Here is a 12483-nt window from a genome sequence, read left to right as displayed (position 1 = left end):
CGAGTCCGCGGGCAGTCGGGCCGACTACTCGGCGGGCAGTCCAGCGGTTACTCGGCGGCTTCTGCGGCAGCACCTTCGACTTCTTGATAGTCCGGTTCGACGCCGGGGTCGTCGCTGACCCACGAGTACGTGACCTCGCCGTCGCTATCGACGACGAAGACGGCGCGCTTGGCGACGCCGTAGTAGCCCATGTCCGCGAAGTCCATCTCCACGTCGTAGGCCTCGACGAGTTCCTTGTTCGTGTCGCTGACCAAACCGAAGCTCAGGTCGTTCTGGTCGCGGAACTCGTCGAGTGCGAACGGCGTGTCCACGCTGACGCCGTAGATGGTCGCGCCCACATCCTCGAACGCGGCCATCTCGGACTCGAACGTACACAACTCCTCGGTACAGACGCTCGTAAACGCGCCGGGGAAGAACGCCAGTACGAGGGGCGCGTCGTCGAGGTTCTCCGAGAGCGTGAACGGTGCTATCTCGCCATCAGCGAGCGGTGCAGTGAAGTCTGGGGCGTCGTCACCTACGTCTATCATTGCCTTCGGGCATATTCACGTCTGTTCAAAGACCCTTCCGACTCGGCCGCGAAACGAGCAAAAAGCCTATAAATACGAGACAGCAACTCAGTAGTAGAGATGGTACAGACGATTCCACTGTTCGGACCCGTTCCCGGCGGGATGGAGATGATGGTCATCCTCCTCATCGCCGTCCTGCTGTTCGGCGCGAACAAGATCCCGAAACTCGCACGCTCGACCGGTGAGGCAATGGGCGAATTTAAGAAAGGTCGCCAAGAAGTCGAAGACGAACTGCAGGAGATGCAGAGTGGTGGCTCCAGCAGCACCGACCTCAACGACGACGACGACTACGGTACGGAGACCCAGACCGAAACTGAGACGAGTACCAGTAGTTCCAGCGGCGACGCCAGCAGCGAATAACTCGTACTTTTCCTTTGGGGCGTGTGGCCTAGTGGATAGGGCAGAAGGTTCCTAACCCTCTGATCGCGGGTTCGAACCCCGCCACGCTCGTGAGGCTTCGCCCAACGAGCGTGGCGAGCCTCGCAAACAAACCGCGTTTGCTCAGTCCCGTCACGCCCGTTCATTCCGTTCGCGGGCGTGACGACGTTCGCAAACAAACCGCGTTTGCTCACCACCGTCAGAGCAAGCTCTGACGAGGCTCGCAGACCTTCGGTCTGCTCACCTCCGCCACGCCCGTCATCGTGTCCGAGCGAACGCGAGGACCGATGACGAAAGCGTGCGGGTTCGAACCCCGCAAGTCACAGTTCCGTCTCTCGACACACTCCTAACCCCCAATTCGACCGCAAGCGACGAGTCGGTGGCTCGTCGCTCGTCACGTCGAAACCCCAGAAAACGAAACTCCCGTCTATCCGTCGCCGTGTTCGTCGTCGATGACGACTTGTCCGTCCTGTACGTCCACGTTGATGAGCGTCTTCACGTCGTAGTTGGTGTCGTCCAACTCGTTCGGGCCGACTTTCTTGATGACTGCGACCACGTCAGCCACGTCAGCGCCGATGTGGTCGAGCGCCTCGGTGATGGCCTTCATCGTACCGCCGGTGCTGAGAACGTCGTCCAACAGGAGGACGCGGTCGCCCTCGTGGACGTTGTTGACGTACATCTCGTTCTCGGAGTAGCCCGTCTGCTGGGAGAGCGCGACTTCACCCTCCAGTCCGTACTCGCGCTTACGGATGACCACCAACGGGATGTCGGTCATTAGCGACACCGCAGTCGAGATGTGGATGCCCATCGCCGCGGGGGTGACGATTTTGTCCACGTCCTCCAGTTCGGCTTTCCGAATGATTCGGATGACGATTTCGCGCAGGAGACTGGGTTCGAGGACGGGAATCCCGTCGCTGATGGGATGTACGAAGTAGTGGTAACCGTCCTTCTCGATGATGGGAGCGTCGAGCAGCGACTGCTTCAGCTTATCCATGTTGGGTGTACTCGATGCGCTAATAAAAGGTGACGGTATCTGGTCGCCTCACAGAGTCGTTGCCATGGGTGTCGTCCCCACTCGTACAGCGCGAGTTCGTTCCACGCCTCACGGCCGAAAATACATATACGGTGACGAAATAGTCATTTGTGACTACGATGGCGAGCGAGATTCCGCGAGAGAAGTTGGTCGAGGCGTTGCAGAACTTCGCCGTAGCGTTGGGAGAGACGCCGACCCGCGCCCAGATGAACGAGAACGGTCCGTACTCGTCGACCCCCTACTACTCCGAATGGGGCAGTTGGAACGACGCACTGGCCGCCGCTGGACTGACGACGAACCACCGCACCGACATCAGCGACGAGGAGTTGTGCGAGGAATTGCGGCGAGTGCGCAACGAGTTGGACCGACTCCCCCGCTTCGAGGACATGGACGACCACGGCGAGTTCTCGCCGCACACCTACACCCGACGCTTCGGGTCGTGGGCAGCGGCGAAGGAGCAAGCGGGGCTGGCCGGAGAGACCAGAACGAGCAGACGGATTCCCGAGTGCGCGCTGGTCGCCGCTCTCTGGGCCCTCCGCGACGAAATCGGGCGGACGCCTACCCAGCAGGACATGAACGAGTTGGGCGACTTCTCCCAACGACCCTACTACCGCGCGTTCGACTCGTGGGGCGCGGCGTTGGAAGCGGCGGGGTTGGAATCGGATCGATAGAGCAACGTTAGGTCTTCGTTGTTGGTAGAATCTGCCCAGACGCTTCGTAGTCGATACCGTTCTCTATCGAAGTTGTGACGTCGTACTTCTCACCGAAAAAAATGTTAATCGGTTTAGTTGTCGAACGTGAATACCGACGCGTTTGAAGCGTCTCCATTCGTGCTGTAGGCGACAATGGAATCGGCACCCGTTCCAGTACAGTCAAGAGTCTGACCGACTTGTTCAACAGATTGTGTGGCCAGGTTCGGATAGCTTGCGCCTGCACACTTGACACCGTCCGTATTCGGACCTAGTGAATTCAATGTCACTGCTTTGTCGTTCGCAGCGGATTCCACGACACCCGCAGACGCGTTCGACTGTACATTCTCACCGAGTCCAAGGACAAATGTCCCTATAATTGCAGCAAGAATAACTGTGATGGCGACCATCAAGATTACTCCGATGACCGGGCTCACAGCTCGTGTTTCCGACAGCTTCTCTTTGAGTTCTTGTTTGAGGCTCATGTGTTTTGATTTCTCCGTTTTCACGCACGTTCTCACGTCCGAGAATTGGCCGTGTCCTTTATAAGTCCAACAATCCTCGTTTGAATCGTCGGAAGGGTTGTCAAGCCGCCCCAGACCGGCATTTTCTCGGCGTTAATTCGTGCTTACAAATCCTCTTGAGAGGCCACCTATATAAATACTTGCTTACCTGAAAATAGAATTATACAACATGATACTTTCCGGAATGTGAGAACATCGCACGCACGTCACAGAGGCTAACATTCACTACAAACAACGCGCAGTTTTAAGGTATCTCTCGCAAAAGTGACCACCAATGAGTCGAGCGAGTCGCGCGGACGAGACGACACTGCGGTCGGCGCTTCAGTCGCTGGCCGCGCGACTCGGGAAGACACCGACGGTAGTCGAGATGCACGAGCAGGGCGACTGTGACCCACAGCGGTACTTCGAGGTGTTCGACGGGTGGGACGAAGCCCTCGAAGCGGCCGGACTCGACCCCGGCGACATGGGGAAATCGATTCCCGACCGCGAGTTGCTGGCGGAGTTACAGCGACTCCACACCGAGTTGGGGAAGACGCCCACCCAGCGGGACATGGCCGACCACGGCGAGTACTCCACGCGCACGTACCAGACGCGGTTCGGGAGTTGGAACGCAGCCATCGAACAGGCGATGCTCTCGACCAACGAGATTTCCGAGAAGGACCTCCGTCAAGAACTGACGCGACTGGCCGACGAACTGGACCAACCACCGACTGCCGAGGAGATGGAGGAGTACGGCGAATACGCGCCCGTGACGTACCACCGTCGATTCGGGTCGTGGCGGGCCGCGCTCGCGGAGGTTGACTTCGCCACGAATCGAACAAAGAGCGACGTGTCCGAGACAGAACTGCTCGCGGACGTGCGCCGACTCGCCGACGAACTCGGCCGCTCGCCGAGTGCCGACGACGTTCAGGCACGTGGTGCTTACTCCGTGCGTGAGTACGCCGAGCGATTCGGGTCGTTTCTGGCGGCCCGCGCGCAGGCGTTGGACGACGAAGCGACCGACGAACAGACCTTCGCCGACGACTCCTGACCGGCCGAGGAGTGACCAAAACCACTCGTGTGTAGCGTGAGAGCGCGACGAACTGGACGACCGTCAAACCCTCACTCCCGGCGACCCCACACGGTTTGAGAACTGTTAAGTCGAGTCCGGGGTGACTCACGCACGTGCAACCGACAACGGACCCAGTAGCCGCGGCGGTCCTCGCCGTCGTGTTTCTGCCGTTCGTAGCCGCGGCGGTGACGCCGCTGGTCTATCGCGCGTTGGGCGAGCGGACAGCCTACTTCGCGGCGGCCGTCGCGCTGGCGTGTTTCGGACTCGTCGCCAGCCAGTACGGCACGCACGGCACTGTCTCGGTCCCGTGGATACCCTCGTACGGAGGCGGAGTAGCGCTCAGTTTCTACGTCGATGGTCTTTCCCTGCTCATCGGGTTCCTGGCCAGCGGCGTGGGCGTGCTCATCCTCACCTACTCCGGCGGGTACATGCACGGCGAACCGGGACAGGCGAAGTACTACGCCGCGCTACTCGCGTTTATGGGGTCGATGTTGGGCGTCGCCTTCGCGGCGGACCTCATCGCCCTCTTCGTGTTTTGGGAGTTGACTAGCCTCTCGTCGTTCGTACTCATCGGTCACTACCAACGGACTGGGAGTTCGCAGTACGCCGCCCGCAAGTCGATGCTCATCACCGTCGCGGGTGGCCTGTTCATGCTCGTCGGGTTCTTGCTCGTCCACGACGCGACTGGCACGTTCGCCATGTTCGGCGCGGACGGCATCATCTCGAACCCCGAGCAGACGGTCGAAACGCTACGAGGCGCAGGCGTCTTCCTGCCTGCACTCGCCCTGCTCGTGGTCGGCGCGGCGGCGAAGTCCGCGCAGGTGCCGCTTCACATCTGGCTTCCGAACGCGATGGAAGCCCCCACGCCCGTTTCGGCGTTCCTGCACTCCGCGACGATGGTGAAGGCGGGCGTCTACCTCATCGGCCGGTTCCGTCCCGTCTTCGTCGGCGAGGAGTGGACGCTGATTCTGGCCACGCTCGGCTTGTTGACGATGACGATAACCGCGATTCTCGCGGTCGGTGCGACCGACATCAAGGAACTGCTGGCGTACTCGACCGCCAGCCACCTCGGTCTCATCGTCGCCGGGTTCGGTTTCGCGTCCATCTACGGCGCGGAGACCGGCGCGTTCCACATCATCAACCATGCGACGTTCAAGGCCGCACTCTTCCTCGTGGCGGGCATCGTCGCCCACGAAGCCGGAACGAGAAAAATCGACAAGCTGAGCGGTCTCAGAGAGGACCTCCCGATAACGGCGGCAATCGCGACGATTGCCGCACTCGGGATGGCAGGCGTCCCGCCGTTCAATGGCTTCTACTCTAAGGAACTACTCTTCGAAGCGTCCTACCACGCTGCGACGCACCACGAACTCGCCGCGCTCGGTAGTCTGGCGTGGCTCTACCCCGCCGTCGCGGTGTTCGGGAGCGTCTTCACGTTCCTCTACTCCATCAAGTTCATGATGCTGTTCTACGGCGAGAAGCCACGCGGACTCCACACGGTTCACTCGCCGCCGAAGACGATGCTCGCGCCGCCGCTCCTGCTCGCAGTCGTCGCGGGCATCATCGGCATCGGCGGCATCCTCGGAACCTTTGGAATTCACCTCTCGGCGTTCGACCACTTCGTCGCCGAAGTGACCCAGTCGGCGTTGCCGCCGGGCGCGGAGTTCCACGGGTTCAGTTACTACATCCCCGACCACATCACGCCTGCGCTCACGATGAGCGCGATTACCATCGCGGTCGGCGCGGCGGCCTATCCGTTCTACGACCGACTGCACGACGGCGTCAACTCGATTACGTCGGTGCCGCCCTTGACTGCTAACTGGTACTACGACGGCGCAACCGAGGGTCTGAACGACTTCAGCGACACCGTGGCTGGCACCGTCCAGAACGGCCTGCTCCGAACGTACGCGACGTGGGCGCTGGCGTCCATCTCCGCGCTGGCACTCGGTGGCTACCTCGCGGCGGGCGTCGCGATTCCGGCAGTTCCGGGAAGCCTCGGCGGGTTCGAAGTCACGCTCCCGATGCTACTCGTCCTGCTGGTCGCCGTCGTCGGCGCGATTGCGGTGAGCATCGCGCCCTCGCACATCTCGGGCGTGTTGACCCTCTCGATTCTCGGGTTCATGGTCGCGGTGTTCTACGTCCTCGCGGACGCGCCGGACCTCGCGCTGACCCAACTCGTGGTCGAGACGCTCGCGCTCGTCATCTTCCTGCTCGTCCTCGACAGATTGCCCGCGTTCTACGGCAACGTCGGCGGCGCGAAGATGATACGCGACGGCGTCCTCTCGGTGGTCGTCGGCGCGACGGTGTTCGTCACCGTCCTCGTCTCGACGGCCGCGGACCCCAGCCAAGAGAGCATTGCCAACTACTTCAGGGACTACGCAGTCACCGTGGAGGAAGCAGGCGGCCACAACATCGTGAACGTCATCCTCGTGGACTTCCGGGCGTTCGACACCATGGGCGAGATTTCGGTCGTCGCCATGGCTGCCCTCTCCGTACTGACCCTCATCGCCATGCGCGAACGAGGTGAGACTCAATGACGACAGTTATCGCACGCACGGTTACACGCGCAGTCGTACCGATAATCCTCGTGACGGCTGTCGCCTTGTTGTTGCAGGGTCACAACCTGCCGGGCGGCGGCTTCATCGCGGGCGTCCTGACGACGACGGCCTTCGCGCTCATCTACATCATCTTCGGACTCGACTACCTCGAAGAGGAATTGCTCCACCAGAACCGCCAACCCCTCCTCGAATCGATGCGACACGGCATCGTGGAGAACTACCAGTTGGCGTTCGGCATCGGACTCGCCGTCGCGGCAGTGTCGGGACTGGTTCCCGTCGTGTTCGATGAGAACTTCCTCTATCAGGACTTCTGGGTTCTCCACCACCTGCCCATCTACGGCGAACTCCACGTCGCCAGCGCGCTGGCGTTCGATCTCGGCGTCTACTTCGTCGTGGTCGGGAGCCTGCTGACGATTCTCGCGGTGGTGGGAAGCGAATGACCGCGACGCAACCGCAGTTCGTCCTCGCGGCGGTCATCGCCTCGCTGTTCGCACTGGGGACGTTCCTCGTCCTGCGCCGCGACATCGTGCGGGTCGTCTGGGGCGTCTCCATCATCAGCCAAGCGGCGAACATGTACCTCGTCACGATGGGCGGGTTCGCCGGGAGCGTTCCCATTCTCGGACACGGTGGTGGCCACGGCGGCGAAGCGGCCGTCACGGACCCGCTCGTGCAGGCGCTCGTCCTCACGGCCATCGTCATCGGCTTCGGGACGACGGCGTTCGCGCTCGTGCTGACCTACCGCGTCTACGAAGAACACGGCACTATCGACCTGTTCGAACTGGGTGATAGAGCATGAATCAGATGGTCATCGCACCCCTGCTCGTCGCGCTCGTCACGGCGATCGCGACACTGCTCACTCGCCGGTTCAACAGAGTGCAGGTCGCTCTGAGCCTCGCTGGCGGCCTCGGCTACGTCGCGGCAGTGTACGCGCTCGTGGCCGACGTAGACCCGCTCGGCGCGGCGAACACGTTCAGCTACCAACTCTCCGGCTGGGTCGCGCCGTACGGCATCACGCTGGTCGCCGACTCCCTGTCGGCGTTCATGCTGTCGTTCTCGGCTCTCATCTCGCTCGGCGCGCTCGCCTACTCGACGGTCTACGTCGATGCGTTCGGCCAGCGCGTCTCCTACCACCCGCTGTACCACTTCATGATGGTCGGCGTCACGGGGTCGTTCCTCACGGGCGACATCTTCAACCTCTTCGTCTGGTTCGAAGTGATGCTCATGTCGAGCTACGTCCTCGTGGTCTTCTACAGCGGGCCACAACACACCCGCGCCGCGCTCCAGTACGTGGTCCTCAACCTAGTCGGGAGTGCGGTCATGCTGTTGGCAATCGGCGGTCTCTACTCGACGACGGGGACGCTGAACATGGCCGACCTCGCCCAACTGCTACAGTCGGGTGGCACGGCACCTGCGCCAGTACTCGGTCTCTCGGCACTCCTGTTTGCGGTGTTCGCGCTGAAGGCCGGACTCGTGCCGTTCCAGTTCTGGGTGCCCGCCGCGTACCGCGCCGCTCCGGCACCAGTGTCGGCGATGCTTGCGGGCGTCGTGAAGAAGGTCGGTGTCTACGCCATCGTTCGGCTCTACTTCACGATATTCAGTGCGGCGACCATCGGCGAACTCGCACTGCCGGGCTTCTCGGGAGACTCCTTACTTGCGTTCTACGGCCCGATTCTGTTCGCCATGGCGACAGCGAGCATCCTCGTCGGCGGCTTCGGCGCGGTCGGTCGCGACGACATCGACGGACTGCTCGCGTACTCCTCCATCGGACAGGTCGGGTTCATCGTCCTGCCGTTGGCTATCGCGGCGACGAGCGGCGATTCGACCATCCAGACGCTCGGCGTCGCCGCGGCGCTCGTCTACGCGCTCAACCACGGGTTCGCTAAGGGACTGCTCTTCTTGGCGAGCGGCGCGGTGTACGACACCGTCGGCACCACGGAGTTTCCGGACCTCGGTGGACTGAGCGAGAAGGCTCCGGTCCTCTCGGGGAGTTTCTTCGTCGGCGCGCTCGCACTCATCGGCATCCCACCGCTGTCGGGCTTCTTCGGCAAGTTGCTCGTCTTCGACGCGGCGGGTCGCGCCGGGTCGAACCTCGCGCTCGCCGTCGCGCTGGTCGGGGCCATCCTAACTATCGCGTACTTCTCGCGGGCGTGGAACCGCGGCTTCTGGGGCGAACCCAGCCTCCTCGTCCAGCACGGCGACTCGCGCGTCTCGCTCGTCGCGGTCGTCCTGTTGCTCGCAGTCGCCATCGTGGTCCTCGGCATCGGCTTCGACGTGGTGTACCGCGCCGCGGAAGCGGGTGCGAACGCCGCACTGGACCGACAGGCGTACATCGATTCGGTCCTACAGGGAGGTGAACACGCATGAAGGTCCGAGAGTGGCCCGTGGTCGGCGTCATGCTGGCGTTCCTCTGGCTGTTCGTTCGCGGCGCGACGCCCGAGACTGTCGTCGGTGAGTTCCTCATCGGTCTCGCGTTCGGTCTCGGCGTCGCGTTCGCCTTCCGTCGGTTCTACGGCGACGAACTGAATCTCACGCGTGACGTTCGCGCGCTCCCCTACGCCGCGCTGTACGTCGCGGTGTTCCTCCGGGAACTGCTGACCGCGAACGTTGACGTGGCCTATCGCGTGCTCTCGCCGAGCATGCCCATCGAACCTGATGTGGTCGTCGTCCCGCTCCGCGTCCAATCGGACCTCGCGATTACGACCATCGCAAACAGCATCACGCTGACACCCGGCACCCTGACTATGGATTACGACGACGAGACGAACACGCTGTACGTCCACGGCATCACGGGAAAGAACCGCGAAGCGGTTCTGGACCCCATCCGAACGTGGGAGGACTACGCGCTGGTCATCTTCGACGAGGAGATGAAACCCGGCGACCCGGTGCCGGAGGTTCCGGTCACCGCCGGGGAGAAGCGCGCCGACGGGAGCGGAGACGCGCCCGACGGAGACCCGACGAATGGAGACGCAAACACCGAGGGAGGTGACACCGATGGCGAGTGAACTCACGGGCGTCTTCGCTCTCATCGTCAACGCAGGCCTCGTAATCGCCAGCGCGCTCACGCTGCTGGCGAGCTATCGAGTCATCGAGGGACCGACGGTCCCGGACCGCGTGGTCGCGCTCGACACCATCGGGACGAACGTCGTCGCCATCGCGGTGTTGTTCGCACTCGTGACCGGCGAGGGCCTGTTCGTCACGGTGAGCCTCGTCCTCGCCATCATCGGGTTCATCAGCACCATCGCGGTCAGTCAGTACGTAATCGAGGGTGACATCATCGAATGAACGTGATTCAGCAAGCCGTCGTCGTAGCGCTCGTCGTCGTCGGGAGTTTCTTCCTGCTGGTCGGCACCATCGGCCTGCTCAGGTTGCCCGACGTGTACAACCGAATGCACGCCACCAGCAAGGCGACCACCATCGGCGCGGCGTCGATGTTCGTCGCCGGGTTCGTCTACTACGGCCCGCAGGGCGCAGGCCTGACCTCCATCGTCGGGGTCGCCTTCCTGTTCATCACCGCGCCGACCGGCGCACACCTCATCTCCCGGTCGGCCCAGAAGATGGGCGTGCCGTTCTTCGGCGACGACACGTCGTGGCCCGAGGAGAAAGACGAACCGGGTAGCAACTGACGACCGTTCTGCGGACTTTCTCTTGACCTCGGTCTGATTTATCGACGTGCGACGCGTCTGACCGACTCGATGAGAAAAACCACCGTTTCGGATTCGACTGCCGAAACGCAAGCTCGCTACTTCAACGCACTCTCCGCGGAACTCGGAACGGAAGGCGTCGCAATCAACTACTTCGAACGCAGCGCTGGTGAGAGTATCGGCGACTGCTATCACCGCCACCACGAGCAAGAAGAGGTCTTCGTCGTTCTCGACGGGACCGCGACGTTCGATACAGAGGACGGTGATATCCGTGTCGAGACGGGAGAAGCGATTCGATTTGCACCCGGCGAGTGGCAACGAGGCCGGAACAGAGAGTCCGAAAGATTACGAGTGCTTGCACTGGGAGCGCCCAAAGAAACGGGGGCGACCGACCTCCGTCGGGAGTGCCCGACCTGTGAGAGTCGAACGCCAGTCGTCGTCTCGGAGAGCGACAACGAAGTGAGATACCACTGTGAGGAGTGCGGAACCGAAACCGGACGGTACACGTGGTAGAAACTCGACCGAGAGCAAACACACCGAATTATTCGAACTCGCGCGCCAACTCGTCGGCGACTTTCTCACCTAACTCGGCTTTCGTGCCTTCGTACTTACGCACGCTATTTTCGCGCACGAACAACGTCCGAGTCGAATCGTCGCCCATGACGCTCGCGTCGTTGGCGACGACGAACGACAGTTTTGCGCGCGAAAGCGTCTCGCGCGCCTGCTCGACCATCGCTCTGTCGTCGCCGCTCGTCTCGGCTTTGAACCCGACGATGGGGATGTCCGAGTCGGCCCGAATCGTGTCGATGAGTTTCGGCGTCGGTTCGAGTTCGAGAGTGAGTGCTTCCCCAGAACGAATCTTCGAGTCGCTCGGTTCCACAGTGTAATCAGAAATCGCGGCCGCGGAGACGAGCGCGTCCGCCGCGCCAGCGGCCACGCGCGCCGAAACCTCTTCCAACATCTCCTCGGCAGTTTCGACCTGCGCGACTTCGGCGTAGGGCACGTCCTCGCCATCATGGACGAGCGTCACGTCCGCGCCGAGTGCGTAGCAGGTACGCGCGACAGCACGGCCAGTTTTCCCCGATGCACGGTTGGTCAGCAGACGTACGGGGTCGATTGGCTCGCTGGTCGCGCCGCTGGTAACGACGACGTTTCGGCCCTCGAATTTGTCCGGCAAGACCGCGCGCGCCACGTCGAGCGCGATGGCGTCCTCGGTGGCGATTTTGGCTTTTCCCTCCTCGACTCTGGGGTCTGCGAACTCGACGCCCCACGATTCGACTCGGTCGATGGCGTCCAGCACGCCGGGGTGGTCGTACATCGGTTCGTGCATCGCGGGCGCGACGACGACGGGGACTCCCGCGCCGAGTGCAGTCGTCGCAGTCGTCGTGACAGGCGTGTCGTCGATGGCCGCGGCCATCTTGCCGACGGTGTTCGCGGTGGCGGGTGCGACGAGGAACACGTCGGCCCAGCCGTCGCGGCCACAGAGTTCGACGTGTTCGACCTCGCCCGTAATCTCGGTGACGACGGGGTTGTCCGTGGCGAACTCGACGGCCCACGGGTGGACGATGCCGCTGGCGCTGTCGCTCATCACGGCCCGGACCGACGCGCCCCGGCGGCGCAGTTCGTGGGCCAACTCGACTACTTTCACGGCCGCGATACTGCCAGTTACGCCCAGCGCGACGTTGACGCCCGAGAGCATTGTCGAATTTTGGAGGCGTACTGGTTTAAAAGGGTACGGGTCGAAGTCGGAGAGTCGTATTTGTGAGAGTTGACAGACAGACTCCAGTGGATGGCCGAATCATCTCGAAGGTGCTTGCCCGCTCGTCACTAGTCGGAGTACCCCGCGAGTCCGCCTCGAAAACTCCCAGAACGAACGTCCGACTCCTGAAACAGATTAATTGGTAAAATTAAATATTGTATTGACCGAAACAATTATCGTCTTCTGATTACACCCTTGAATCACCGGAGCCAAGTCTGAACATTTAACCGAGAATGTGTGTGAGAATAATCCTGGCCACAATTCTCGGTAGGATGTTCGAACGGTGC

General features: G+C 62.0%; 15 protein-coding genes and 1 tRNA gene. 12 read left to right on the top strand and 4 right to left on the bottom strand.

Annotated elements, in window-relative coordinates; all coding sequences use genetic code 11:
* Positions 1–47: 47 nt before the first annotated feature.
* Complete coding sequence (locus F7R90_RS10180; RefSeq protein ID WP_158057341.1) at positions 48–527, bottom strand: redoxin domain-containing protein; 480 nt, start codon at positions 525–527, stop codon at positions 48–50.
* Between the two features lie 99 nt (positions 528–626).
* Here F7R90_RS10180 and F7R90_RS10175 point away from each other — a divergent pair, with 99 nt between their 5' ends.
* Together F7R90_RS10175 and F7R90_RS10170 are read left to right on the top strand one after the other, a co-directional pair.
* Positions 627–926, top strand: coding sequence for a Sec-independent protein translocase subunit TatA/TatB (locus F7R90_RS10175; protein WP_158057340.1), 300 nt, complete (start codon positions 627–629; stop codon positions 924–926).
* 17 nt (positions 927–943) lie between these two features.
* Positions 944–1016, top strand: a tRNA-Arg gene (locus tag F7R90_RS10170).
* A 355-nt stretch (positions 1017–1371) separates the two neighbouring features.
* Here F7R90_RS10170 and hpt read toward each other — a convergent pair.
* Positions 1372–1938: a hypoxanthine/guanine phosphoribosyltransferase gene (hpt, locus tag F7R90_RS10165; RefSeq protein ID WP_158057339.1), complete on the bottom strand. Its 567-nt coding sequence runs from the start codon at positions 1936–1938 to the stop codon at positions 1372–1374.
* 158 nt (positions 1939–2096) lie between these two features.
* Between hpt and F7R90_RS10160 the strand changes: the two genes are divergently transcribed.
* On the top strand, positions 2097–2648 hold the full coding sequence (locus F7R90_RS10160) for a homing endonuclease associated repeat-containing protein (RefSeq protein ID WP_158057338.1): 552 nt from the start codon (positions 2097–2099) through the stop codon (positions 2646–2648).
* A gap of 113 nt (positions 2649–2761) precedes the next feature.
* Here the strand turns inward: F7R90_RS10160 and F7R90_RS10155 are convergent, their stop codons facing one another.
* Positions 2762–3151, bottom strand: a complete 390-nt coding sequence (locus F7R90_RS10155) for a type IV pilin (protein WP_158057337.1) — start codon at positions 3149–3151, stop codon at positions 2762–2764.
* 313 nt (positions 3152–3464) lie between these two features.
* Between F7R90_RS10155 and F7R90_RS10150 the strand changes: the two genes are divergently transcribed.
* From F7R90_RS10150 to F7R90_RS10110, 9 genes are all read left to right on the top strand, one after another.
* On the top strand, positions 3465–4220 hold the full coding sequence (locus F7R90_RS10150) for a homing endonuclease associated repeat-containing protein (RefSeq protein ID WP_158057336.1): 756 nt from the start codon (positions 3465–3467) through the stop codon (positions 4218–4220).
* A gap of 134 nt (positions 4221–4354) precedes the next feature.
* Complete coding sequence (gene mbhE / locus F7R90_RS10145) at positions 4355–6775, top strand: hydrogen gas-evolving membrane-bound hydrogenase subunit E (protein WP_158057335.1); 2421 nt, start codon at positions 4355–4357, stop codon at positions 6773–6775.
* Positions 6772–7236, top strand: a complete 465-nt coding sequence (locus F7R90_RS10140; protein WP_158057334.1) for an MnhB domain-containing protein — start codon at positions 6772–6774, stop codon at positions 7234–7236. Before mbhE ends, F7R90_RS10140 begins: the two co-directional genes overlap by 4 nt.
* On the top strand, positions 7233–7592 hold the full coding sequence (locus tag F7R90_RS10135; protein ID WP_158057333.1) for a sodium:proton antiporter: 360 nt from the start codon (positions 7233–7235) through the stop codon (positions 7590–7592). Before F7R90_RS10140 ends, F7R90_RS10135 begins: the two co-directional genes overlap by 4 nt.
* Positions 7589–9160, top strand: a complete 1572-nt coding sequence (locus F7R90_RS10130) for a complex I subunit 5 family protein (protein ID WP_158057332.1) — start codon at positions 7589–7591, stop codon at positions 9158–9160. The genes F7R90_RS10135 and F7R90_RS10130 overlap by 4 nt, the downstream gene beginning before the upstream one ends.
* The gene (locus tag F7R90_RS10125) at positions 9157–9798 is read left to right on the top strand and encodes a Na+/H+ antiporter subunit E (RefSeq protein WP_158057331.1); all 642 of its coding nucleotides are present in this window, start codon (positions 9157–9159) and stop codon (positions 9796–9798) included. Before F7R90_RS10130 ends, F7R90_RS10125 begins: the two co-directional genes overlap by 4 nt.
* Positions 9788–10078: a monovalent cation/H+ antiporter complex subunit F gene (locus F7R90_RS10120; RefSeq protein WP_158057330.1), complete on the top strand. Its 291-nt coding sequence runs from the start codon at positions 9788–9790 to the stop codon at positions 10076–10078. Before F7R90_RS10125 ends, F7R90_RS10120 begins: the two co-directional genes overlap by 11 nt.
* Entirely contained in the window at positions 10075–10419 is a 345-nt protein-coding gene (mnhG, locus tag F7R90_RS10115; RefSeq protein ID WP_158057329.1) for a monovalent cation/H(+) antiporter subunit G, read from the top strand. Before F7R90_RS10120 ends, mnhG begins: the two co-directional genes overlap by 4 nt.
* 69 nt (positions 10420–10488) lie before the next feature.
* On the top strand, positions 10489–10950 hold the full coding sequence (locus tag F7R90_RS10110) for a cupin domain-containing protein (protein ID WP_158057328.1): 462 nt from the start codon (positions 10489–10491) through the stop codon (positions 10948–10950).
* Between the two features lie 28 nt (positions 10951–10978).
* Here F7R90_RS10110 and coaBC read toward each other — a convergent pair whose 3' ends face one another.
* Positions 10979–12136: a bifunctional phosphopantothenoylcysteine decarboxylase/phosphopantothenate--cysteine ligase CoaBC gene (gene coaBC / locus F7R90_RS10105; protein WP_158057327.1), complete on the bottom strand. Its 1158-nt coding sequence runs from the start codon at positions 12134–12136 to the stop codon at positions 10979–10981.
* Between the last annotated feature and the right edge of the window lie 347 nt (positions 12137–12483).

This window comes from Halorussus halophilus, assembly GCF_008831545.1.
Taxonomy (GTDB): domain Archaea; phylum Halobacteriota; class Halobacteria; order Halobacteriales; family Haladaptataceae; genus Halorussus; species Halorussus halophilus.
Note: the sequence above shows the minus strand (reverse complement) of the source record. Positions and strands in the feature narration are given on the sequence as shown.

What these genes read in the sequence shown, in the direction of transcription:
- hpt (WP_158057339.1), bottom strand. Translation starts at nt 1,938, where the DNA reads ATGGATAAGCTGAAGCAGTCGCTGCTCGACGCTCCCATCATCGAGAAG.
- F7R90_RS10125 (WP_158057331.1), top strand. Translation starts at nt 9,157, where the DNA reads ATGAAGGTCCGAGAGTGGCCCGTGGTCGGCGTCATGCTGGCGTTCCTC.
- F7R90_RS10150 (WP_158057336.1), top strand. Translation starts at nt 3,465, where the DNA reads ATGAGTCGAGCGAGTCGCGCGGACGAGACGACACTGCGGTCGGCGCTT.
- F7R90_RS10135 (WP_158057333.1), top strand. Translation starts at nt 7,233, where the DNA reads ATGACCGCGACGCAACCGCAGTTCGTCCTCGCGGCGGTCATCGCCTCG.
- F7R90_RS10130 (WP_158057332.1), top strand. Translation starts at nt 7,589, where the DNA reads ATGAATCAGATGGTCATCGCACCCCTGCTCGTCGCGCTCGTCACGGCG.
- mnhG (WP_158057329.1), top strand. Translation starts at nt 10,075, where the DNA reads ATGAACGTGATTCAGCAAGCCGTCGTCGTAGCGCTCGTCGTCGTCGGG.
- F7R90_RS10140 (WP_158057334.1), top strand. Translation starts at nt 6,772, where the DNA reads ATGACGACAGTTATCGCACGCACGGTTACACGCGCAGTCGTACCGATA.
- coaBC (WP_158057327.1), bottom strand. Translation starts at nt 12,136, where the DNA reads ATGCTCTCGGGCGTCAACGTCGCGCTGGGCGTAACTGGCAGTATCGCG.
- F7R90_RS10155 (WP_158057337.1), bottom strand. Translation starts at nt 3,151, where the DNA reads ATGAGCCTCAAACAAGAACTCAAAGAGAAGCTGTCGGAAACACGAGCT.
- F7R90_RS10110 (WP_158057328.1), top strand. Translation starts at nt 10,489, where the DNA reads ATGAGAAAAACCACCGTTTCGGATTCGACTGCCGAAACGCAAGCTCGC.
- F7R90_RS10180 (WP_158057341.1), bottom strand. Translation starts at nt 527, where the DNA reads ATGATAGACGTAGGTGACGACGCCCCAGACTTCACTGCACCGCTCGCT.
- F7R90_RS10175 (WP_158057340.1), top strand. Translation starts at nt 627, where the DNA reads ATGGTACAGACGATTCCACTGTTCGGACCCGTTCCCGGCGGGATGGAG.
- F7R90_RS10160 (WP_158057338.1), top strand. Translation starts at nt 2,097, where the DNA reads ATGGCGAGCGAGATTCCGCGAGAGAAGTTGGTCGAGGCGTTGCAGAAC.
- F7R90_RS10120 (WP_158057330.1), top strand. Translation starts at nt 9,788, where the DNA reads ATGGCGAGTGAACTCACGGGCGTCTTCGCTCTCATCGTCAACGCAGGC.